Genomic DNA, 16873 nt, shown 5'->3' with positions numbered 1-16873 from the left:
CGTTACATGTGGCGGGCACAGTCAGCTCTATCTGCCCTGCGTGGCATGGAACTGGCATGCCACGCCTTCATTAAGCCTGTAAATGTCATGCATCACATGAGACCATGAATACACCTGCATTCTCCCATGACAGAAGATAGCCTGACGGCTCAATGCTAAACATGGAGACCATAGAAACGTATATATTGAGCGACATTTTGCTATGATTTCACTGCGCACATTACGGTATATTCCTTCCGTTGGAAAGAAAACGCTGTTTGTAGCTGTCATGATAGAGGAGTAATAATAATGGCCCGTGGCATGAACACTGCTAGGAAATTAAACAACAGCAGGAAAAAATTCAGATGGAGCGAAAGAGCCTACAAGAGGAGAATTCTCAGGCTCAAGGAGAAGTCGGATCCCCTTGAGGGGGCACCACAGGCCAGGGGCATCGTTCTGGAGAAGGTAGGCATTGAGGCGAAACAGCCCAATTCTGCGATACGAAAATGCGTCAAGGTGCAGTTAATCAAGAACGGAAGGCAGATAACCGCTTTTGCCGTTGGTGATGGCGCCATAAATTTTATTGATGAACACGATGAGGTGCTGGTCGAAGGCATTGGAGGCAGGATGGGAAGGTCATATGGTGATATCCCAGGCGTAAGATTCAAGGTCATCAAGGTGAACAACGTTTCTCTGAATGAGATGGTACGAGGCAGAAAAGAAAAACCGGTCAGGTGATGAATCATGCCCGACGATGATATTGATATTGAAAATGAATCTGAAGAAGAGCAAAAGGAAAAAAACGAAGAGCCCGAGCAGGTACTTCTCTACAATGCGCTTCTTTTCGGAAAGTACGATCTGTCAGAGGTCATCGTCTCCGATCCTGGCCTTTTGAGGTACATAAACCTGACTCCGATATATGTCCCGCATACATCGGGCAAGCATGCCAACAAAAATTTTGGTAAAACTAAAGTGAATATTGTCGAAAGACTTGCAAACCAGATGATGAGAACCGAAAACTACACAGGCAAGAAAAGCAAGTCGCTTAAGACCGTAGAGAAGGCTTTTGAAATTATAAGTTCAAAAACCGGTAAGAATCCTGTGCAGATCCTTGTAAACGCGATCGAGCATTCCGCTCCCAGAGAGGAAATAACCAGGCTTCAGTTTGGTGGCATATCTGTGCCAAAGGCAGTAGATGTGTCGTCCTCCAGGAGGCTGGATTTGGCACTGAGGTACATTTGTCTTGGAGCGGTCGGTGCTTCACATGGATCTACCAAATCAATAGAGCAGTGTCTGGCAGATGAAATAGTTCTCGCATCAAACGGCGACATGACAAGTTCGGCTGTTTCAAAGAGAGATGAGATTGAGAGAGTCGCAATGTCGGCTCGCTGACGCACACTTTAGAAGGGCGATTTAATTGGGCAGAAAGGAAGACAATATTGCAAGAGCTCAAGCCATAATGAAAGATCCGAGATACATAAGAAATATCGGAACGGCAGCACACATAGACCATGGCAAATGCATGAGCGGGAATTCCATGGTTTATTCCAACGGCTCATGGCTTCCGGCCGACGAACTCTACAGGAAGTACTCGCATGGGCAGCCTGTTTTCTCAGACAGGGACAATACCGTCTACACGGTCCGTGGGAAGGAGGTTACTGTTAGCCTTAACACACAGGAAATGAAGCTGGAGAAACGGCCGATCACCCATGTATGGAAGATCAGGAATGATGAAAAACTGCTGAAGATTAAGCCAAATAACGGAAGAGAAGTTACGGTGACTCCGGAACACAAATTTGTTGTTCTACGGGATGGTCAAACTGCAGAACTCCGATCGTGTGAACTAAAACCTGGTGACAGACTCATAGCCCCGGCATTCCTCGATATTGGTGATTTGGAATTAAGCGAGACGTCACTTCTTGCAGATGAGCAGATAAACTGCAAAGACCGGAAGGAACTCATCGGTAAGCTTTTTGCCGGGCTTGAAGAGGGCAACGAAACAGGTGTACTGCAAAAATTATTCGGTGGGAATGGAAATGGCGGAGTTTTTTACCGCCTGCAGAGTGATCTGGCATTAGATCTGATAGCCGGAATGATAAACAGAATGAATCCTGAAAAAATGGACAGCCGGAAAAGAACTTTTCTGCATGCTGTATCACTTGCCCTCCTGCGCTTCGGCATCAGGGTCGCACTGGATCCGGACAGCAGAAATTTTCTGAGCGATATAAGCAAAGTCGAAAGCTTTGTTTCCAACCCTGAAACTGCAGGAGAGGGGTCAGGCCTCAGTTCGCAAGGGTCGAATATTGCAATGATGGAGGATGGAATGCCCGTGGCAATGCTATACGCACTCCCGTCAGAGCTTGTGGCTGTTGAAATAGAGTCAATCGAATACAGTTTCGAGGAATTTGTCTATGATTTCACGGTGGAGGGAACACATAACCTGCTTGTGGAAGGGCTCATTGTTCATAACACAACGTTGAGCGACAATCTGATTGCTGGTGCAGGAATGATGAGCGAGGAGCTCGCAGGAAAACAGCTCCTGCTCGATTATGACGAACAGGAACAGGCAAGAGGAATAACGATCAATGCGGCAAACGCCTCAATGGTGCACGAGATCGAAGGAAAATACTACCTGATTAACCTCATTGACACTCCGGGGCATGTTGACTTTGGCGGCGATGTCACAAGAGCTATGCGCGCAATAGATGGAGTGATAATACTCGTAGACTCGGTAGAACAGGTGATGCCCCAGACTGAAACAGTGATCAGGCAGGCGCTGAAAGAAAGGGTAAGACCCATTCTATTCATAAATAAGGTAGACAGGCTCATAAACGAGCTCAAGGTGACGCCGGAGGATATGCAGAGGAGGTTCGTAAGCATCATAAACGATGTTAACAAGCGGATTTACGCTGCGGCGCCGGAAGGACTGAAGAAGATCTGGGGCGTGCGGGTGGAGGATGACACAGTTCTGTTCGGAAGTGCCTACAACAACTGGGCAATTTCTGCTACATACATGAAGAAGACCGGCATGACTTTTCCGCAGATTTACGAACACCTGCGCAACGGTGACCAGAAGACACTTGCGCAGAAGATACCCCTGCACAGGGTTGTGCTGGAATCTGTTGTTAAAAATCATCCAAATCCGATAGATGCACAGAAACTCAGGATTCCGGCCATCTGGAAAGGAGACCTGAATTCTGAGCTTGGGCAGGCACTGATCAAGTCTGACCCGGATGGACCGACGATATTCATGGCTACGAAGATAATAATTGATCAGCATGCGGGCGAAGTTGCAGTAGGAAGGCTATTCTCAGGTACGCTGAAACGGGGACAGGAACTTTACATTTCAGGAATGCCGCAGCCTAACAGGGTGCAGACGGTTGCGCTTTCCGTTGGTGCTGACAGGATACCAGTCGAAGAGATCAGGGCAGGAAATATTGCAGCAGTTACAGGGCTCAAAGACGCCATTTCAGGCTCGACAGTCAGCTCGGTTCAGGGAATTGAACCGTTTGAGAAAATGACACACTACAGTGAGCCGGTTGTGACCGTGGCGATAGAGGCCAAGCAGATGAAGGATCTTCCGAAATTGATCGATGTGCTGCGGAATATTGCAAAGGCCGACCCTTCAATATCTGTAGAAATCAACCAGGAAACAGGCGAACATCTGCTTTCCGGAATGGGTGAATTGCATCTGGAAGTTACGCAGTACAGAATAGTGAATGACTACAAATGCGAAATCAACGCGTCAAAACCAATTGTTGTCTACAGAGAAAGCATTGAGGGGAAAGGTGGCCCTTTTGAGGGCAAGTCCCCGAACAAGCACAACAGATTCTACATCGAAGTCGAGCCTCTTGAGGAAAGCGTAGTCCAGGCAATCGCCAGCGGCGAAATAAGAACAGAAGGTAAAATAAAGGATTCAAAAGCGCTTGCTAAAAAACTTCAGGAAATAGGCATGGAGAGGGATGAAGCCAGAGGAGTCCAGATGTTCATAGACACGAATGTATTCATAGACTATACCAAAGGAATACAGTATCTTTTTGAAACGATGGAATTATGCAAACAGTCTTTTGAAGAAGCAATGAGGCTGGGCCCGCTTGCGCAGGAGAGAGTTATGAAAGTCAAGGTCAAACTCGTGGATGCCAAACTGCATGAGGACAGCATACACAGGGGACCTGCACAGGTTATACCGGCAACGCGTTCTGCGATTTACGGTGCGATGGCTGTGGCTGGCAGGGCCCTCTACGAACCTGTGCAGAAGATTTACATCAATGTCCCGCCGGACGTCATGGGAGACGCGATCAGGGAAATACAGCAGAGGCGCGGAATAATCGCCGACATGAGGCAGGATGGGGAGAATACCGTAATTGAAGCGAAGGCGCCGGTCGCAGAAATGTTCGGATTTGCGAGCGCCATCAGGAGTGCAACACAGGGAAGGGCGCTGTGGTCAACTGAGAATGCCGGCTATGAAAAAGTGCCCAAGGAGATATCAGACAAGGTCGTTCCCGAAATAAGAAAGAGAAAGGGTCTGAGTCCGCAGCCTTATGATGCGAATTACTACGCGGAATGATTTCAGACTGCCAGATAGACAAAATAGGCCGCAAATGAAATCATAGCAACGGAGGAAAATGCAGATATAATCCTCCTGAGACCAGGATATTTTCTTGTTCCCGCATGAAGCAATACAGGAAAGGAAACTATCCATACTGCAATTGCCGCGAACAGACCTATCAGGAGTATAATGCCTCCAAGGTAAGCAAATGCCAGTCCTGCCGTTATCCACCAGAGTATCTGATATGGATTTGTAATTCCAAGAATCAGTGCACGGTAATACGTTCTCTTCCCCCCGGTCGCGCTGTCCGCAACATTCCTGCTCTTTAAGGAAGAATATGCTAGGAATATGAGCACCGCGGCTCCAACTGCATACAGAATTCGAATATATTCATGTATGTCAATAACAGATCTGGCGGAATACACAATGGCTCCGAGAATCATATCGGCAGTCATGGCACCGAGGCCCGTCAGGATGCCGGCGGCCCTTCCTCCTGACACTGTCTGGGAGGCAATGAACGCATTCATTGGCCCAGGTGGAATCGTAAGCGTAAATCCGAGTATCAGGCCAAAAACTAGATTCTCCGACCACATCAATTGCAAATCCGTCTTTGTAAAGGACACACACTTTATTGATTTAACCAATCAGACATTCAATCAATGATCTGCACAACGTTTCTGGGACGATGGCTGCAATGCTGACACCTCAACAAACACGGTCAAAGCGGAAAAAACCAGTGCTTCTGTTCATATTTTTTTGCACGAGTGTTAAATACGCGGAGCCGGAAAGCATTCCCGGGATATGGAACGGGATTATTCAGGTCAGGCTGTAACTGAAAGGCTGACAGACTCATGAAAACATTAAATACAAGACTGTGATTGATAAGCAAATCGCGTAAAAACCGCGTTACAAGAGAGTGTAATTTATGGCTAACAAACCCCATCTTAACATAGTCTTTATCGGTCACGTGGACCATGGTAAGTCAACGCTAGTCGGAAGGATGCTTTTCAATACAAAAAACGTTGATCAGTACCTAATAGAAAAATACAAGAAGGAAGCCGAAGAGAAGGGCAAGGCAACGTTCGAATTCGCATGGGTCATGGATAACCTGAAGGAGGAAAGGGAAAGAGGAGTGACAATCGATGTTTCCCACAGACGGTTTGATACACCGAAATACTATTTCACGATCATAGACGCCCCTGGTCACCGTGATTTTGTCAAGAATATGATCACCGGGACGAGCCAGGCTGACGCTGCTGTCCTGGTTGTGGATGCTGGGAAGGGTCCCGAGGCTCAGACAAAAGAGCATGTTTTTCTGGCAAGAACCCTTGGAGTTACACAGCTGATTGTCGCCGTGAACAAAATGGACTCTACACAGCCGCCCTATTCGCAGGAAGCTTTTGAAAAGACCAAGAAGGCTGTAACCGATCTTTTGAAGTCAGTCAGATACAAGGTAGATGAGATTCCATTCATACCTGTAAGTGCATATGTTGGTGACAACACAACTGAACCGTCCGGAAATCTTTCCTGGTGGAAGGGTGACACGCTTCTGTCCTCACTCGACAAGCTCAAGGAACCGCCAAAGGTTACTGACAAACCCTTGAGGCTTCCGGTTCAGGATGTTTATACGATTACAGGAATAGGAACGGTCCCAGTCGGCAGAGTTGAGACAGGAATATTGAAGAAGGACATGAGAATCATTTTCATGCCATCAAACAAGACCGGTGAGGTAAAGTCAATAGAAATGCACCATGAACAGATGGAAGCCGCCTACCCTGGCGACAACGTCGGCTTCAACGTGCGCGGAATAGCGAAGACAGACATTAAAAGAGGAGATGTTGCCGGTCCGATGGAGTCGGTGCCGACCGTTGCCAAGTCATTCGTCGGGCAGATTGCAATTCTGAATCATCCGAGCCTGATAACCGTGGGCTACACGCCTGTGTTCCACTGCCATACTTCTCAAGTCGCATGCACATTTACAGAACTTCAGAAGAAGATTGATCCTGCTACTGGCGGTGTTAAGGAGGAAAAACCTCAATTCCTGAAAACAGGAGACGTCGCATTCGTGAAGATTGAGCCTACAAAACCGATGGTTATTGAAAAGGCTTCGGACTTCCCCCAGCTGGGAAGATTTGCAATCAGAGATATGGGACAGACGGTTGCTGCCGGCGTCTGCACTGAAGTAGAGAAGAGAACTACGTGAGGCGTGTTGAATATGGCGCAGAGAGCTAGAATTTCCCTGAGCGGGACAGATCCCGCAAAAATAGACTCGGTCTGCACCCAGATTAAGCAGATTGCGACAAAGACTGGAGTGACCATGAAGGGGCCGGTGCCCCTCCCGACTAAGAGAATGGTTGTACCCGTAAGAAAGAGTCCGGACGGCGAAGGAAGTGCCACCTGGGATCGCTGGGAAATGCGAATCCATAAGAGAATGATCGATATGGATGCCGAGGATGACAGGGCGCTAAGACAGCTTATGAGGATTCAGGTACCCGACGGGGTCAATATAGAAATTGTTCTCAGAAGCTGAACAAAGAGCAAGAGAATTTGGATGCCAAGGTTGATTACTGCGCAGTGCGATGACCCTTCTCCGCCATACAGGTGATTTTATTTGAAGTCCGCAGTAAAGGTGGCCGCACCTTCAACAATCGCTAATTTTGGGCCGGGATTCGACACATTCGGCCTTGCACTCGAAGGACCCAGGGATATTATTGAACTGACAATGGATGTTTACGAGACGGAAATTGAAACTGTCCCCGATTATTCAATTCCTACAAAGAAGAATGCTGCCTTTGCGGCTGCAAGCGCCATCGCATGGAAAAACCGGGTAAACGCACCGTTCAAGATGAAGATAACCAAAGGCGTCAGACCGGGCAGCGGCATAGGCAGCAGCGCCGCATCGTCCGTCGGAGCGGCTCTCGCCATGGCGGTCGCAATGGACTACGATGCAAAGAACGAGGATCTGATACAGGCCTCCTCCCTTGGAGAAAAGATGGCATCAGGCTCCGCTCATATTGACAATGTTACGGCAGCACTTCTGGGAGGCTTCACCATAGTTTCGAACAGGAGCCCGGTGGATGTTGTTTCGATTCCGGTTGAAAAACTGCCTGAGTTCGATATAGTTGTTGTCCTGCCTGATGTAATCCTGGAAACAAGGAAATCCAGAAGCGTACTTCCGAAGAGCGTTCCGCTAACTGACGCAGTGGAGAACATATCGAAATGTTCCACCATTGTCCATGCGATGCTGGAGAAGAACATAGAAAGGGTTGGAAAATATCTTGAAGATGCTGTTGTCCTTCCCTACAGAAAGCAGCTGATGCCCTGGTATGAAAAGGTGAACAAGGCCGCAATCAACGCAGGTGCGCTGGGTTTCTCGGTGAGCGGCGCCGGCCCTGCAGTGTTTGCAATATGCAAAAACGGTTCAAAGAGCATTGCAGATGCAATGGAACGTGCATTCAAGAGTGCCGGATTGAAATCACAGTCGATTATCACCAGGCCGGGAAAGGGAGCTGAGATACTTTCTGCCAAATAATGCATAGAAAAGTGTTTTATGAGATTTCACTGATGCACCGAGGGGCGAGGATGGCCCAGCCCGGTAAGGCGATGGATTGCTAATGAGCGGCAAACATCCATTGTCCGTAAGGACTCGGGGGTTCAAATCCCCCTCCTCGCGCTCAAAAAACTCCACGCGATTGCATAAAACAATATAATGCCGGTGGCAATCGGGCAAAACGTGAAGGCTTACATAGAATCGCATGGCTGCACGATGAATTATGGCGAAGGCAGAATTGCCTCGGCTCTGATCGCCGCCGGCGGCTACCAGATAGCTGAAAGGGCGGAGGACTCTGACATAGTTGTTCTTAACACCTGTGCGGTAATCGATTTCACAGAAAGGAAGATGATCAGCAGACTCAGGGAAATAGACAGCATGGGAAAGCGGATGGTGGTCACCGGATGTATGGCCCCCACAAAACGTGAAGCAATACTGCAGGCAGCTCCCGGCGCAATGATATGCAGCCCGGGAAACTACGAAATGCTCGGAGCTCTTCTCGGACTCAATTTCAGCAGGGATCAGGATTGCTGGAATTCTTTTGACAGAAACGACATAATAATACCTGTGGCACAGGGCTGCCTGTCCAGATGCACATACTGCTTCAGCCGACTGGCAAGACCAAAGCTCCGGAGCCTGAATCCGGCAGAAATACTGAATGCGATCAGGAAAAACTTAAAGCCCGGGAGGATCCGGGAGTTTCTCTTATCGGGCATGGACGCCATAACATACGGCAGAGACCTGAAGACGACATTGCCCGATCTCATTGCGCGCATACTCAGCATTGAAGGTGATTTCAGACTCAGGGTTGGAATGATGAATCCTTCATTGCTCTCCCCGCTTCTAGAAGAGCTTCTGGATGTTTACGAAGACAGGCGGATATACAAATTTTTTCACATTCCGTTCCAGAGCGGCTCAGACAGAATTCTGAAACTCATGAAGAGAGGTAATACCGCCAGGGAATTCATTGAAATAACGGAGAACATCAGAAAGAGATACCCTGAGGCAACAATCTCCACTGACATCATAGTGGGATTTCCTACGGAAACAGAGGAGGATTTCGAGCAGAGCCTTCAACTTATGAAAACTGTAGCTCCGGACATAGTGAACGTTACACGTTTTTCTGCAAGAGAAGGAACACCGGCTGCTTCAATGCAGGGACAGATTCCCGGATGGATAGCAAAGGAGAGATCCAGAAGAGCCACGGACCTCAGATTCGCAATCTCCGGAAGGAGGAACAGTGAATATGAGGGAAGGAATGCCGAAGCACTTATAACAGAGGAAGGGAAGAACGGCTATTCTATCGGCAGACTCGAAAACTACAAGCAGATAATTGTTAGCGGCACGCATTCGCCAGGAAAGACGGTTAATTGCCTTATTACAGGGTCGACGCCGATACATCTTGTAGGTTCCGCCGACTCAAAACCTGCCACAATACCGGAGGAAGCAGGAACAGCAGGTTGATCATGATTGCGAAACCAGCGTTTGTATCATCGCCGCATGGCTCAATTTTCACATATGAAGACGCCATATGAAAAGGACTTAAGGATCTAATACATCCAACACCGGAACAGCCCCGTGGTGTAGTGGACAATCATGCCGGCCTTTGGAGCCAGCGACGGCAGTTCGAATCTGCCCGGGGCTATTTATCGGCCTTCTTTCCTGCGGGTGATGCGGTTTTTTATTACAGAATAGACGAGGAGAGGAATGACTATCCAGAAGAGCGATGAATAGAAAATCAGCGGAGTGTAGCCGTATTCGGACAGGAAAATATTTACAAAGATGACAAAGGCAGCGTAGATCGTTACAATCAAAGCGGCCTTTCTGTTTATTCGTGCAGTCTGCATCTGTCACTTGCTCGTGGCTATAACTTCATCCCTGCTGACTATAAGCGTATGCTCCCACTGGCTCACAGGACCCCCGCCTGCCTCGATTAATGTCTGATAGCCGTGAATGACTCCGAGGCGCAGCAGTCTGCTGAGCAGCTGTTTATGGTTCTTGAAATCAGCAAGCCATCTCTCGGCGAAGGGAAGGCCGTTGTACGCCTTTACTATCTCGTCCCTGAACGATCCGAGTTCTTCGTCATCGATATCCTTGTCCTTTGACATCGAAAAGATGTTTCCCATCTTTCCAGAGACCACCAGACCCCTGCCGCTTGTTGCGAAGGGCTCTACAGCAATCACGATTTCATCAGGAATGGGCATGTCCGTGATATCCGGCACATTTGGCACGCTGAAGCCCGCGTGCAGGTTGTACCTTTCAATGCTGTGACCCATCAGGTTTGTGATTGGCCTGTATCCGCTCGACGTGATAGCCTTTTCGATTACGCTGCCTACAAACCGGAGTGAAACACCTGGTTTGATCACACCGAGCGCTTCATTGAGGGCAACAAGGGACGAATTAACAAGTGCAGTGTTCAAACCGCCAAGGTCCTTTGTCGCAGCAGTGTCTGCAATGTAGCCGTCAATATGGACTCCAACATCAAATTTCAGCACGCCGTTTTCAGGAAAACGGTGGGTGTCCCCTGAAGGGGGAGTATAATGGGCGGCCACGCCGTCTATCCCTATATTGACGGGAAAGGCCGGCATACCCCCTCTATTCCTTATGAGCTCTTCAACCTCTTCTACAACATCTATAATTCTCCTGCCAGGCTCAGAGAGCATTATGCCTTTTTCCCTTGCTTCCCTGGCAATCCGTCCGGCCTGCAGCAGCTTATCCCTCTGATCGCTGTTCGTCTGCAACACCTTCAGGTTATGGTTGTGAGGAACTCCTCTATCTTTGACCGCCTGATTGGGCCCTCTCTCACTACCTTAAGGGTATCCCCCGTTGCGTCGACTATCGTGGACTGAACACCGTACTTGGTTCTGCCGCAATCAAGATAAATGCTGATTTTGGAAGAAAGATCCTTCTTGCAGATGTCGATTGTGACAGGGCTCCTCTTTGAATGCAAATTTGCGCTTGCTGAAGTAATCGGGCCGAATTCCTCCATTATGTTCAGGGCCAGAGGATGCGCAGGAATCCTTATTCCGACTGTATTGGTGCCGGCGGTGAGGAGATCGGGTACATCTTCTTTTTTGTCCACCAGGATTATTAGTGGGCCCGGCATGAACTTCTCCATGATCATCCTTGCCGTCCTGTCGATATAACCAACCTCCAGCGCCGATTTGAAGTTCGGAACACAGACGGATATCGGCATGTCAAACGGCCTCTTCTTTGCCATAAATACCTTTTTCACCGATTGCTCGTCATATATGTCTGCACCGATGCAGTAGATGGTGTCGCTTGGATAAACAATCAGGTTGCCCCCATGAAGCGTGTCAACAATTTCCCTGAGTGTATCGGATGGAATATTGCACTTCACGGGTTGATCGTCTTCAAATTCACAGTAGCCTGAACAGTCAATCTGCTTCAATTGAAACCACCAACCTGAGGTTGCTGTAAGTGTTATAACGCCTGCTTATTTAGTTTTGCATTATTGATTTGAACATACGCGCTGCGAAAGCAGATTTCCAGGTTGATGTGTGCAGCTCCAATTCACCAGAAACGTAAAGTGTAATAAACTTAGACGGATAGTCCCCTTCGCAAAGCCGATACAAAATAGAAAGTGAAAGTTTAGGACGGTTTGCTTAAGCTTCAGGTCGCAAGAGAAAAACAGGTGATTTCATTGAAACTGTTCGAATATAGAGCCAAGCAGATGATGGAAAAGTACGGTATTCCCGTGCCCAGGGGCCATGTCGTGAGATCGCGTGACGATATCACATCCGTAGAATATCCGGTCGCGGTCAAGGCACAGGTGCTTGTTGGCGGGAGGGGCAAAGCAGGTGGAATAAAATTTGCAGAAACAGTCGATGACGCCAAGGATAGGACAGACGAAATATTGAAAATGCAGATCAAGGGTGAAAAGGTCAAGGCAGTTCTGCTGGAGGAAAGACTCAATGTCTCAAAGGAGCTCTATCTGAGTCTTATACTGGACAGGAGCAGCAGGTCATTGCTTTTTATGGGAAGCGCTGAGGGAGGTGTTGAAATTGAAAGTGTGGAGGAGGGCAAGATAGCAATGGTTTCGGTTCCTCCATACGGATATTCATCTTTCATAACAAGGGTTTTGGGCGGTAAAATGAAAGTGGACGGGAGCATGCTGTCGCAACTGGACGAAATCATACAGAAACTGTACGCAATGTTTGTTGCAGAGGATTGCGAACTTGCGGAGATAAATCCGCTGGTCATAACGGGCGAAGGGAAAATGATCGCTGCCGACGGAAAGGTTACGATAAACGATGATGCGCTTTTCAGGCATCCTGAATTTTCTGAAGACATAGATGACCTTACCCCTCTGGAACAGAGGGCGAAGCGTGAGAGTATCGCATTTGTACAGCTGGATGGAGACATAGGCGTCATTGCAAACGGTGCGGGCCTGACGATGGCCACGCTGGATATACTGACAATAAACGGCGGCAGGGCAGGAATATTCCTGGATCTGGGTGGAACCGACGATCCACGAAAAGTAACAGCCGCATTCAACCTCATGAATGATGCGAAACCGCGTGTCATTTTCATCAACATATTCGGAGGCATAACCAAATGCGATACTGTGGCACTCGGAGTGAAATCCGCAGTGGAACAGAGCAGGATCCGGATACCCATAGTGGCCAGGATAAGGGGCGTGAATGACGATATCGCCAGGAAAATCCTTTCGGACATAGGCATTGCGGCAACGACAGATCTCATTGAGGCAGCAAAAAAAGCGGTAAGCGAGGAGGGGAACTGAAATGGCGATACTCGTGAATGGTGAAACAAGGGTGATAGTCCAGGGGATTACCGGCCATCAGGGGAGCTTTCACGCAAAGTCGATGAAGGAATTCGGCACAGAGGTGGTTGGGGGCGTAACGCCCGGAAAGGGAGGCAGCGATGTTGATGGCATGCCTGTTTTTGACACTGTAATGGAAGCTGTTTCAGAAACAGGCGCAAATGCGAGCTGCATATTTGTGCCGGCCAGGTTTGCAAAGGATGCCGTGTTCGAAGCAATCAATGCGGGTATAGCCCTCGTGACCGTGATTACCGAGCATATCCCCTTTCTGGATGCGCTGCAGTTCACCTCCTATGCAAAGCTGAAGGGAGCAGTTGTGATTGGACCAAACTGCCCGGGCGTCACATCACCGGGCTACGGAAAGATAGGCATCATGCCGTCAAAGATTTTCGCCAGAGGCGATGTTGGCGTTATATCCAGGAGTGGAACGCTGACGTATGAAATCGTTAACGCACTGACAGAGAAAGGTTTTGGTGAAACGACATGCGTCGGCATCGGAGGAGACCCGGTCATAGGTTCCAATTTTGTGGACATTCTCTCCAGGTTTGAAAGCGACAGGGAAACAAGGCGCATTGTCATGGTTGGCGAAATTGGGGGCACAGCGGAGGAGGAAGCGGCCGAATTCATCAGGGAAAATGTTGGCAAGCCGGTCTATGCGTACATAGCAGGGAAAAGCGCGCCGCCCGGCAAGAGGATGGGACACGCGGGAGCAATTATAAGCAGGGGAAGGGGGACAGCTGAAAGCAAGATAAATGCCCTTGAAAAGGCCGGAGTCACAGTGGCAAGACTTCCAACAGAAATACCTGAAATCATGCGCCACAGCAAATGAAGGATCGGCGGAGGGAGCTGTTTGCGCTGAAAGCTGGTCCGATCCGCTTATTCAGGCAAAAGTTAAATCCGCTGTCTCGGTTTCAAGACTATGAATCTCAACGACTTTGTGGGAAAGAGCGTGAGGGTCTGGATTCTCGGCCAGGCGCAGGAGAATCTGACGCCCGGAATAACTTTCGAGGGTGTCCTTCGCGGCATCGATCAGAGCGTATACATAATTGAGAACAGGCAGGATGCTGATGGCACGGGAAAATACACACTGATACCGTCCGGGCAGTGCAAAATATCGGTAATAGAATGATAAAGGACACGGAGCACGAGCCGGAACAGCCGGAGGCCGTCATGTCATGGATTTGAACTTCTGCGGTTCAACTATCCCCATGAGCAGATTATGGATATTGCTGCGCATCAAATCGGCGTCTGTTCCGTTGAACTTTGCGACGACCATAAGTATGTAGGTGTTCAGTGTCGTTTCGTCAACGGTGACAGCCGCCTCCCCCCTGTAGTCCGGTAGCTTCACTATTTCTTCAGCTACTTTCTGTCTTAAAATGTCAAACGGTATGTACTTCGGTACCTCGTACCTCGCCTTCACCGATATACTGCCTGTTCTTATGATGACCGCTGCCTGGAAGACCAGATTGTTGGGTATCTTCACCTGATCTCCATTGGCCATGCTTATTGTAGTGTAGTTTATTGTAAGGTTCATTACAGTCCCGCTGTACCCGGTTATCTCAAGCCTGTCGACCGAAAAATATTTCGGAAAGAGGACCGGATACGCCCCGCCGTACTGCCATGTGTTGATTGTAATTGAGTCTCCTATCTTGAATGGTCGAACTATGGCTATTAACAGCCCCGCGAACTGATTCGCGAGCACTGTCTGGGCGGCAAGTCCGATGACAACCGAAATCAGTGAGCCACCGAGTATCAGTGATGATACATCTATGCCGAGGGAGGCAAGAAGAGCCACGCCGATGATAAAATATCCGAATATGTTGACTATGAAAATAATTGGATGAACCTTTGTGATGTCAAGGTAGCGCCTGAGATAGCGGTAAAGAAAGCCCGTTATGATCCTGAAAATGAAGAATATGATGATGACGGCGAATATGGCGTTCACGAGTCTTGTAAAATTAACAGGAATCAACCTGTAGACCGATGTTACCAGAAAAATCGCAAAGATAACGATCAGCAGGAGCACCGTCATAACAGCGGCATATCCGAAGATCCTCCTTTCCATGGCCAATCCGGGCTCACGATGGCATGAAAGTTGTTAAGTTTTTGCATGACTGCCCATTTCACGTTTCCTGAGGAGCACCCGACGGACATCCGGATTACTGTGGGCGCCATGTAAATTACTTCCGCGGTTCAGTCTCTGGTCTTCTTCATCTGCATATTATACATTTCGAGAATCTCCTTGCTGGTGGTTGCGTCGAACGGCGACTTGTCCTTCCTGAAATTTCCGGTGAATCTCGGAAATCTGATCGCAAGACCTGAGTCCTGTCTGACCGCATTCCAGCAGCATGTATGTACCGGGCTGTGTGTTATCTCCGCGCCCAGGACTTCGAGAACTATCCCGGGCCTGAACCAGAAATCCGCCTGCATTCTGCTCTCTACGCCAGGATCCCTTGACGCCACTTCATAATCCTTAAGCAACTTCGGCAGCGAGAACAGCGTTTCATCATCGAAACCTGTTCCGAGCTTCGTCACTGTTTCAAAAACATCCTTACCGCTGTCATATGTGGCCATCAGGAGGGCTCCGTATGTACCACTCCTTCTGCCTCTTCCTGCAAAAGCACCGACAATCACAAGGTCAACGGTATCTATCATCTCCGATTTGTAGTCCCTCTTGTATTTGATCCACAGCCAGCCCCTGGCTCCAGCCTGGTACACTGCATTTTCGGCAAGCGACTTCGCGACTACGCCTTCGCATCCTGACTGGAGGGCGAGATTGAAGAAGTCTTCAGCATCCTTAAGATTGTCCACAATCTGGACAGTTGAAAGTTTTACCCGTTCGCTTTCTGAAATAAGCGACTTCAGTCTGTCTCTTCTCCCCACGTATGGAGTGGTCAGCAGCTCTTCTCCGTCAGCCATCAGTATGTCAAAAAGGAACAGCGTCACCGGGAATTCTTCCACCGCTTCCTTGACACCATGTTTCCTTCCCCGTCTTCTCGAAACAACCTGGAATGGAAGCAGTTCCCCGGTATTAACGTCCACCGGAACACATTCACCCTCGACTATCCCCTCTCTTCCCCTGAACGCCTCCGCAACAGCGTGGCTTATTTCAGGAAACTGTTCCGTTATGTCTTCAAGCTGCCTTGAAAACAATTTCGCCTTTCCTTTCTTTATGTGCGCCTGCATCCTCAGGCCGTCGTATTTGAAATCAAGTGCAACCCTCCCGCCCATCTTTTCCAGTATTTCCTCCAGGCTGGGAAGCCTCTCTGCGAGCATCGAACGAACGGGAACGTCAATTTCGAGCCTGAGATCCTTCAGACCGGCAGTTCCTTTGATGCAGAGTGTCTTCGCAACTTTGCCTATGTCGCTTGTTATGTTGAATGCGTGCTCCACTTCGTCCCTGTCTTCCTTCGTTCCAAAAGTGGAAGCGAGCGCATCTACAAGCGTCATTGCCGCCACGCCTATCCTCATTTTACCAACGACAATCCTGAGTATGTACTTCGCCTCCTTCGGAGTGGATGAGGAGAGAAGTTCGGCAAGCAGACTGATCTTCGTCTCCTGCGACCCCTGGCCAGTTGCCGTGGTGATCTTTACCAGAGATCTGTGCACTTCAGAAACGCTCAGTTCCTTACCGGGAAACGATGAAGAGGATTTCAGCAGAAGTTTCTCGCCTAGAAGGCCTATATCCCCCGACTCCTTCCACATACTCTCCACTGACGATTGATCCATACGGCATACAGTCGAGAGAGTACGCAACGCCATCTTCTCTGCCATCCCGATCTTGTCAGGATAGAAATCAGGAAACAGCCTGCCATGCGTGAGATAGACGACGAATGCTATTTCACTGCAATCCGATTTCCTGAGCATGTCGGCAAGATGGGATGTTATTTCGAGCCTTTTTGCTGTGGCTTCGACCTTTTCGTAAAAATCAGCCACCTCTCTGTAGAGCATGGTTCAATGGTATTGCCGCTTGTCTAATTTACAGTTACGC

Annotated in this window: 17 protein-coding genes and 2 tRNA genes; 13 read left to right on the top strand and 6 right to left on the bottom strand. The window is 48.8% G+C overall.

Going from position 1 to position 16873, the window contains the following annotated elements; all coding sequences use genetic code 11:
• The first annotated feature begins 288 nt into the window (after nt 1-288).
• From KIS29_05605 to KIS29_05595, 3 genes are all read left to right on the top strand, one after another.
• Nucleotides 289-717 (top strand): 30S ribosomal protein S12, encoded by a 429-nt coding sequence (locus KIS29_05605; protein MBX8639797.1) that lies wholly within the window; start codon nt 289-291, stop codon nt 715-717.
• A gap of 6 nt (nt 718-723) precedes the next feature.
• Nucleotides 724-1371 (top strand): 30S ribosomal protein S7, encoded by a 648-nt coding sequence (locus KIS29_05600; protein ID MBX8639796.1) that lies wholly within the window; start codon nt 724-726, stop codon nt 1369-1371.
• A gap of 130 nt (nt 1372-1501) precedes the next feature.
• Entirely contained in the window at nt 1502-4546 is a 3045-nt protein-coding gene (locus KIS29_05595; protein ID MBX8639795.1) for an elongation factor EF-2, read from the top strand.
• Nucleotides 4547-4548: 2 nt separating this feature from the next.
• Here the strand turns inward: KIS29_05595 and KIS29_05590 are convergent, their stop codons facing one another.
• Nucleotides 4549-5121, bottom strand: coding sequence for a LysE family translocator (locus tag KIS29_05590; GenBank protein MBX8639794.1), 573 nt, complete (start codon nt 5119-5121; stop codon nt 4549-4551).
• A 332-nt stretch (nt 5122-5453) separates the two neighbouring features.
• On the opposite strand from KIS29_05590, the gene tuf reads away from it, so the two are divergent.
• From tuf to KIS29_05555, 7 genes are all read left to right on the top strand, one after another.
• Nucleotides 5454-6731, top strand: coding sequence for a translation elongation factor EF-1 subunit alpha (gene tuf, locus KIS29_05585; protein ID MBX8639793.1), 1278 nt, complete (start codon nt 5454-5456; stop codon nt 6729-6731).
• Between the two features lie 12 nt (nt 6732-6743).
• Nucleotides 6744-7058 (top strand): 30S ribosomal protein S10, encoded by a 315-nt coding sequence (rpsJ, locus tag KIS29_05580; GenBank protein MBX8639792.1) that lies wholly within the window; start codon nt 6744-6746, stop codon nt 7056-7058.
• A complete protein-coding gene (locus KIS29_05575) occupies nt 7042-7092 on the top strand; it encodes a hypothetical protein (GenBank protein MBX8639791.1) in 51 nt (16 codons plus the stop codon). The genes rpsJ and KIS29_05575 overlap by 17 nt, the downstream gene beginning before the upstream one ends.
• A 47-nt stretch (nt 7093-7139) precedes the next feature.
• Entirely contained in the window at nt 7140-8060 is a 921-nt protein-coding gene (locus tag KIS29_05570) for a homoserine kinase (GenBank protein MBX8639790.1), read from the top strand.
• Between the two features lie 44 nt (nt 8061-8104).
• Nucleotides 8105-8201, top strand: a tRNA-Ser gene (locus KIS29_05565).
• Nucleotides 8202-8261: 60 nt separating this feature from the next.
• Nucleotides 8262-9542 (top strand): tRNA (N(6)-L-threonylcarbamoyladenosine(37)-C(2))-methylthiotransferase, encoded by a 1281-nt coding sequence (locus KIS29_05560; protein MBX8639789.1) that lies wholly within the window; start codon nt 8262-8264, stop codon nt 9540-9542.
• Nucleotides 9543-9650: 108 nt separating this feature from the next.
• Nucleotides 9651-9723, top strand: a tRNA-Gln gene (locus tag KIS29_05555).
• A gap of 1 nt (nt 9724) precedes the next feature.
• Here the strand turns inward: KIS29_05555 and KIS29_05550 are convergent.
• The 3 genes from KIS29_05550 to KIS29_05540 are packed head-to-tail and all read right to left on the bottom strand — an operon-like array spanning nt 9725 to nt 11490.
• The gene (locus KIS29_05550) at nt 9725-9925 is read right to left on the bottom strand and encodes a hypothetical protein (GenBank protein MBX8639788.1); all 201 of its coding nucleotides are present in this window, start codon (nt 9923-9925) and stop codon (nt 9725-9727) included.
• Nucleotides 9926-9928: 3 nt separating this feature from the next.
• On the bottom strand, nt 9929-10819 hold the full coding sequence (map, locus tag KIS29_05545; GenBank protein MBX8639787.1) for a type II methionyl aminopeptidase: 891 nt from the start codon (nt 10817-10819) through the stop codon (nt 9929-9931).
• Nucleotides 10820-10824: 5 nt separating this feature from the next.
• Nucleotides 10825-11490, bottom strand: coding sequence for a threonylcarbamoyl-AMP synthase (locus KIS29_05540; protein MBX8639786.1), 666 nt, complete (start codon nt 11488-11490; stop codon nt 10825-10827).
• Between the two features lie 252 nt (nt 11491-11742).
• On the opposite strand from KIS29_05540, the gene sucC reads away from it, so the two are divergent.
• The 3 genes from sucC (at nt 11743) to KIS29_05525 (ending at nt 14011) form a co-directional block, all read left to right on the top strand.
• Nucleotides 11743-12843, top strand: a complete 1101-nt coding sequence (sucC, locus tag KIS29_05535) for an ADP-forming succinate--CoA ligase subunit beta (protein ID MBX8639785.1) — start codon at nt 11743-11745, stop codon at nt 12841-12843.
• 1 nt (nt 12844) lies between these two features.
• The gene (gene sucD, locus KIS29_05530; GenBank protein MBX8639784.1) at nt 12845-13711 is read left to right on the top strand and encodes a succinate--CoA ligase subunit alpha; all 867 of its coding nucleotides are present in this window, start codon (nt 12845-12847) and stop codon (nt 13709-13711) included.
• Nucleotides 13712-13801: 90 nt separating this feature from the next.
• Complete coding sequence (locus tag KIS29_05525) at nt 13802-14011, top strand: hypothetical protein (GenBank protein MBX8639783.1); 210 nt, start codon at nt 13802-13804, stop codon at nt 14009-14011.
• 39 nt (nt 14012-14050) lie between these two features.
• On the opposite strand, the gene KIS29_05520 is transcribed toward KIS29_05525, so the two are convergent.
• Together KIS29_05520 and KIS29_05515 are read right to left on the bottom strand one after the other, a co-directional pair.
• Nucleotides 14051-14947: a mechanosensitive ion channel family protein gene (locus KIS29_05520; GenBank protein ID MBX8639782.1), complete on the bottom strand. Its 897-nt coding sequence runs from the start codon at nt 14945-14947 to the stop codon at nt 14051-14053.
• 128 nt (nt 14948-15075) lie between these two features.
• The gene (locus KIS29_05515; protein MBX8639781.1) at nt 15076-16833 is read right to left on the bottom strand and encodes an ATP-dependent DNA ligase; all 1758 of its coding nucleotides are present in this window, start codon (nt 16831-16833) and stop codon (nt 15076-15078) included.
• Nucleotides 16834-16873: the final 40 nt, after the last annotated feature.

Source organism: Candidatus Sysuiplasma jiujiangense (assembly GCA_019721075.1).
Classification (GTDB): Archaea; Thermoplasmatota; Thermoplasmata; order Sysuiplasmatales; family Sysuiplasmataceae; genus Sysuiplasma; species Sysuiplasma jiujiangense.
This window is presented reverse-complemented; position numbering and strand designations above follow the sequence as displayed.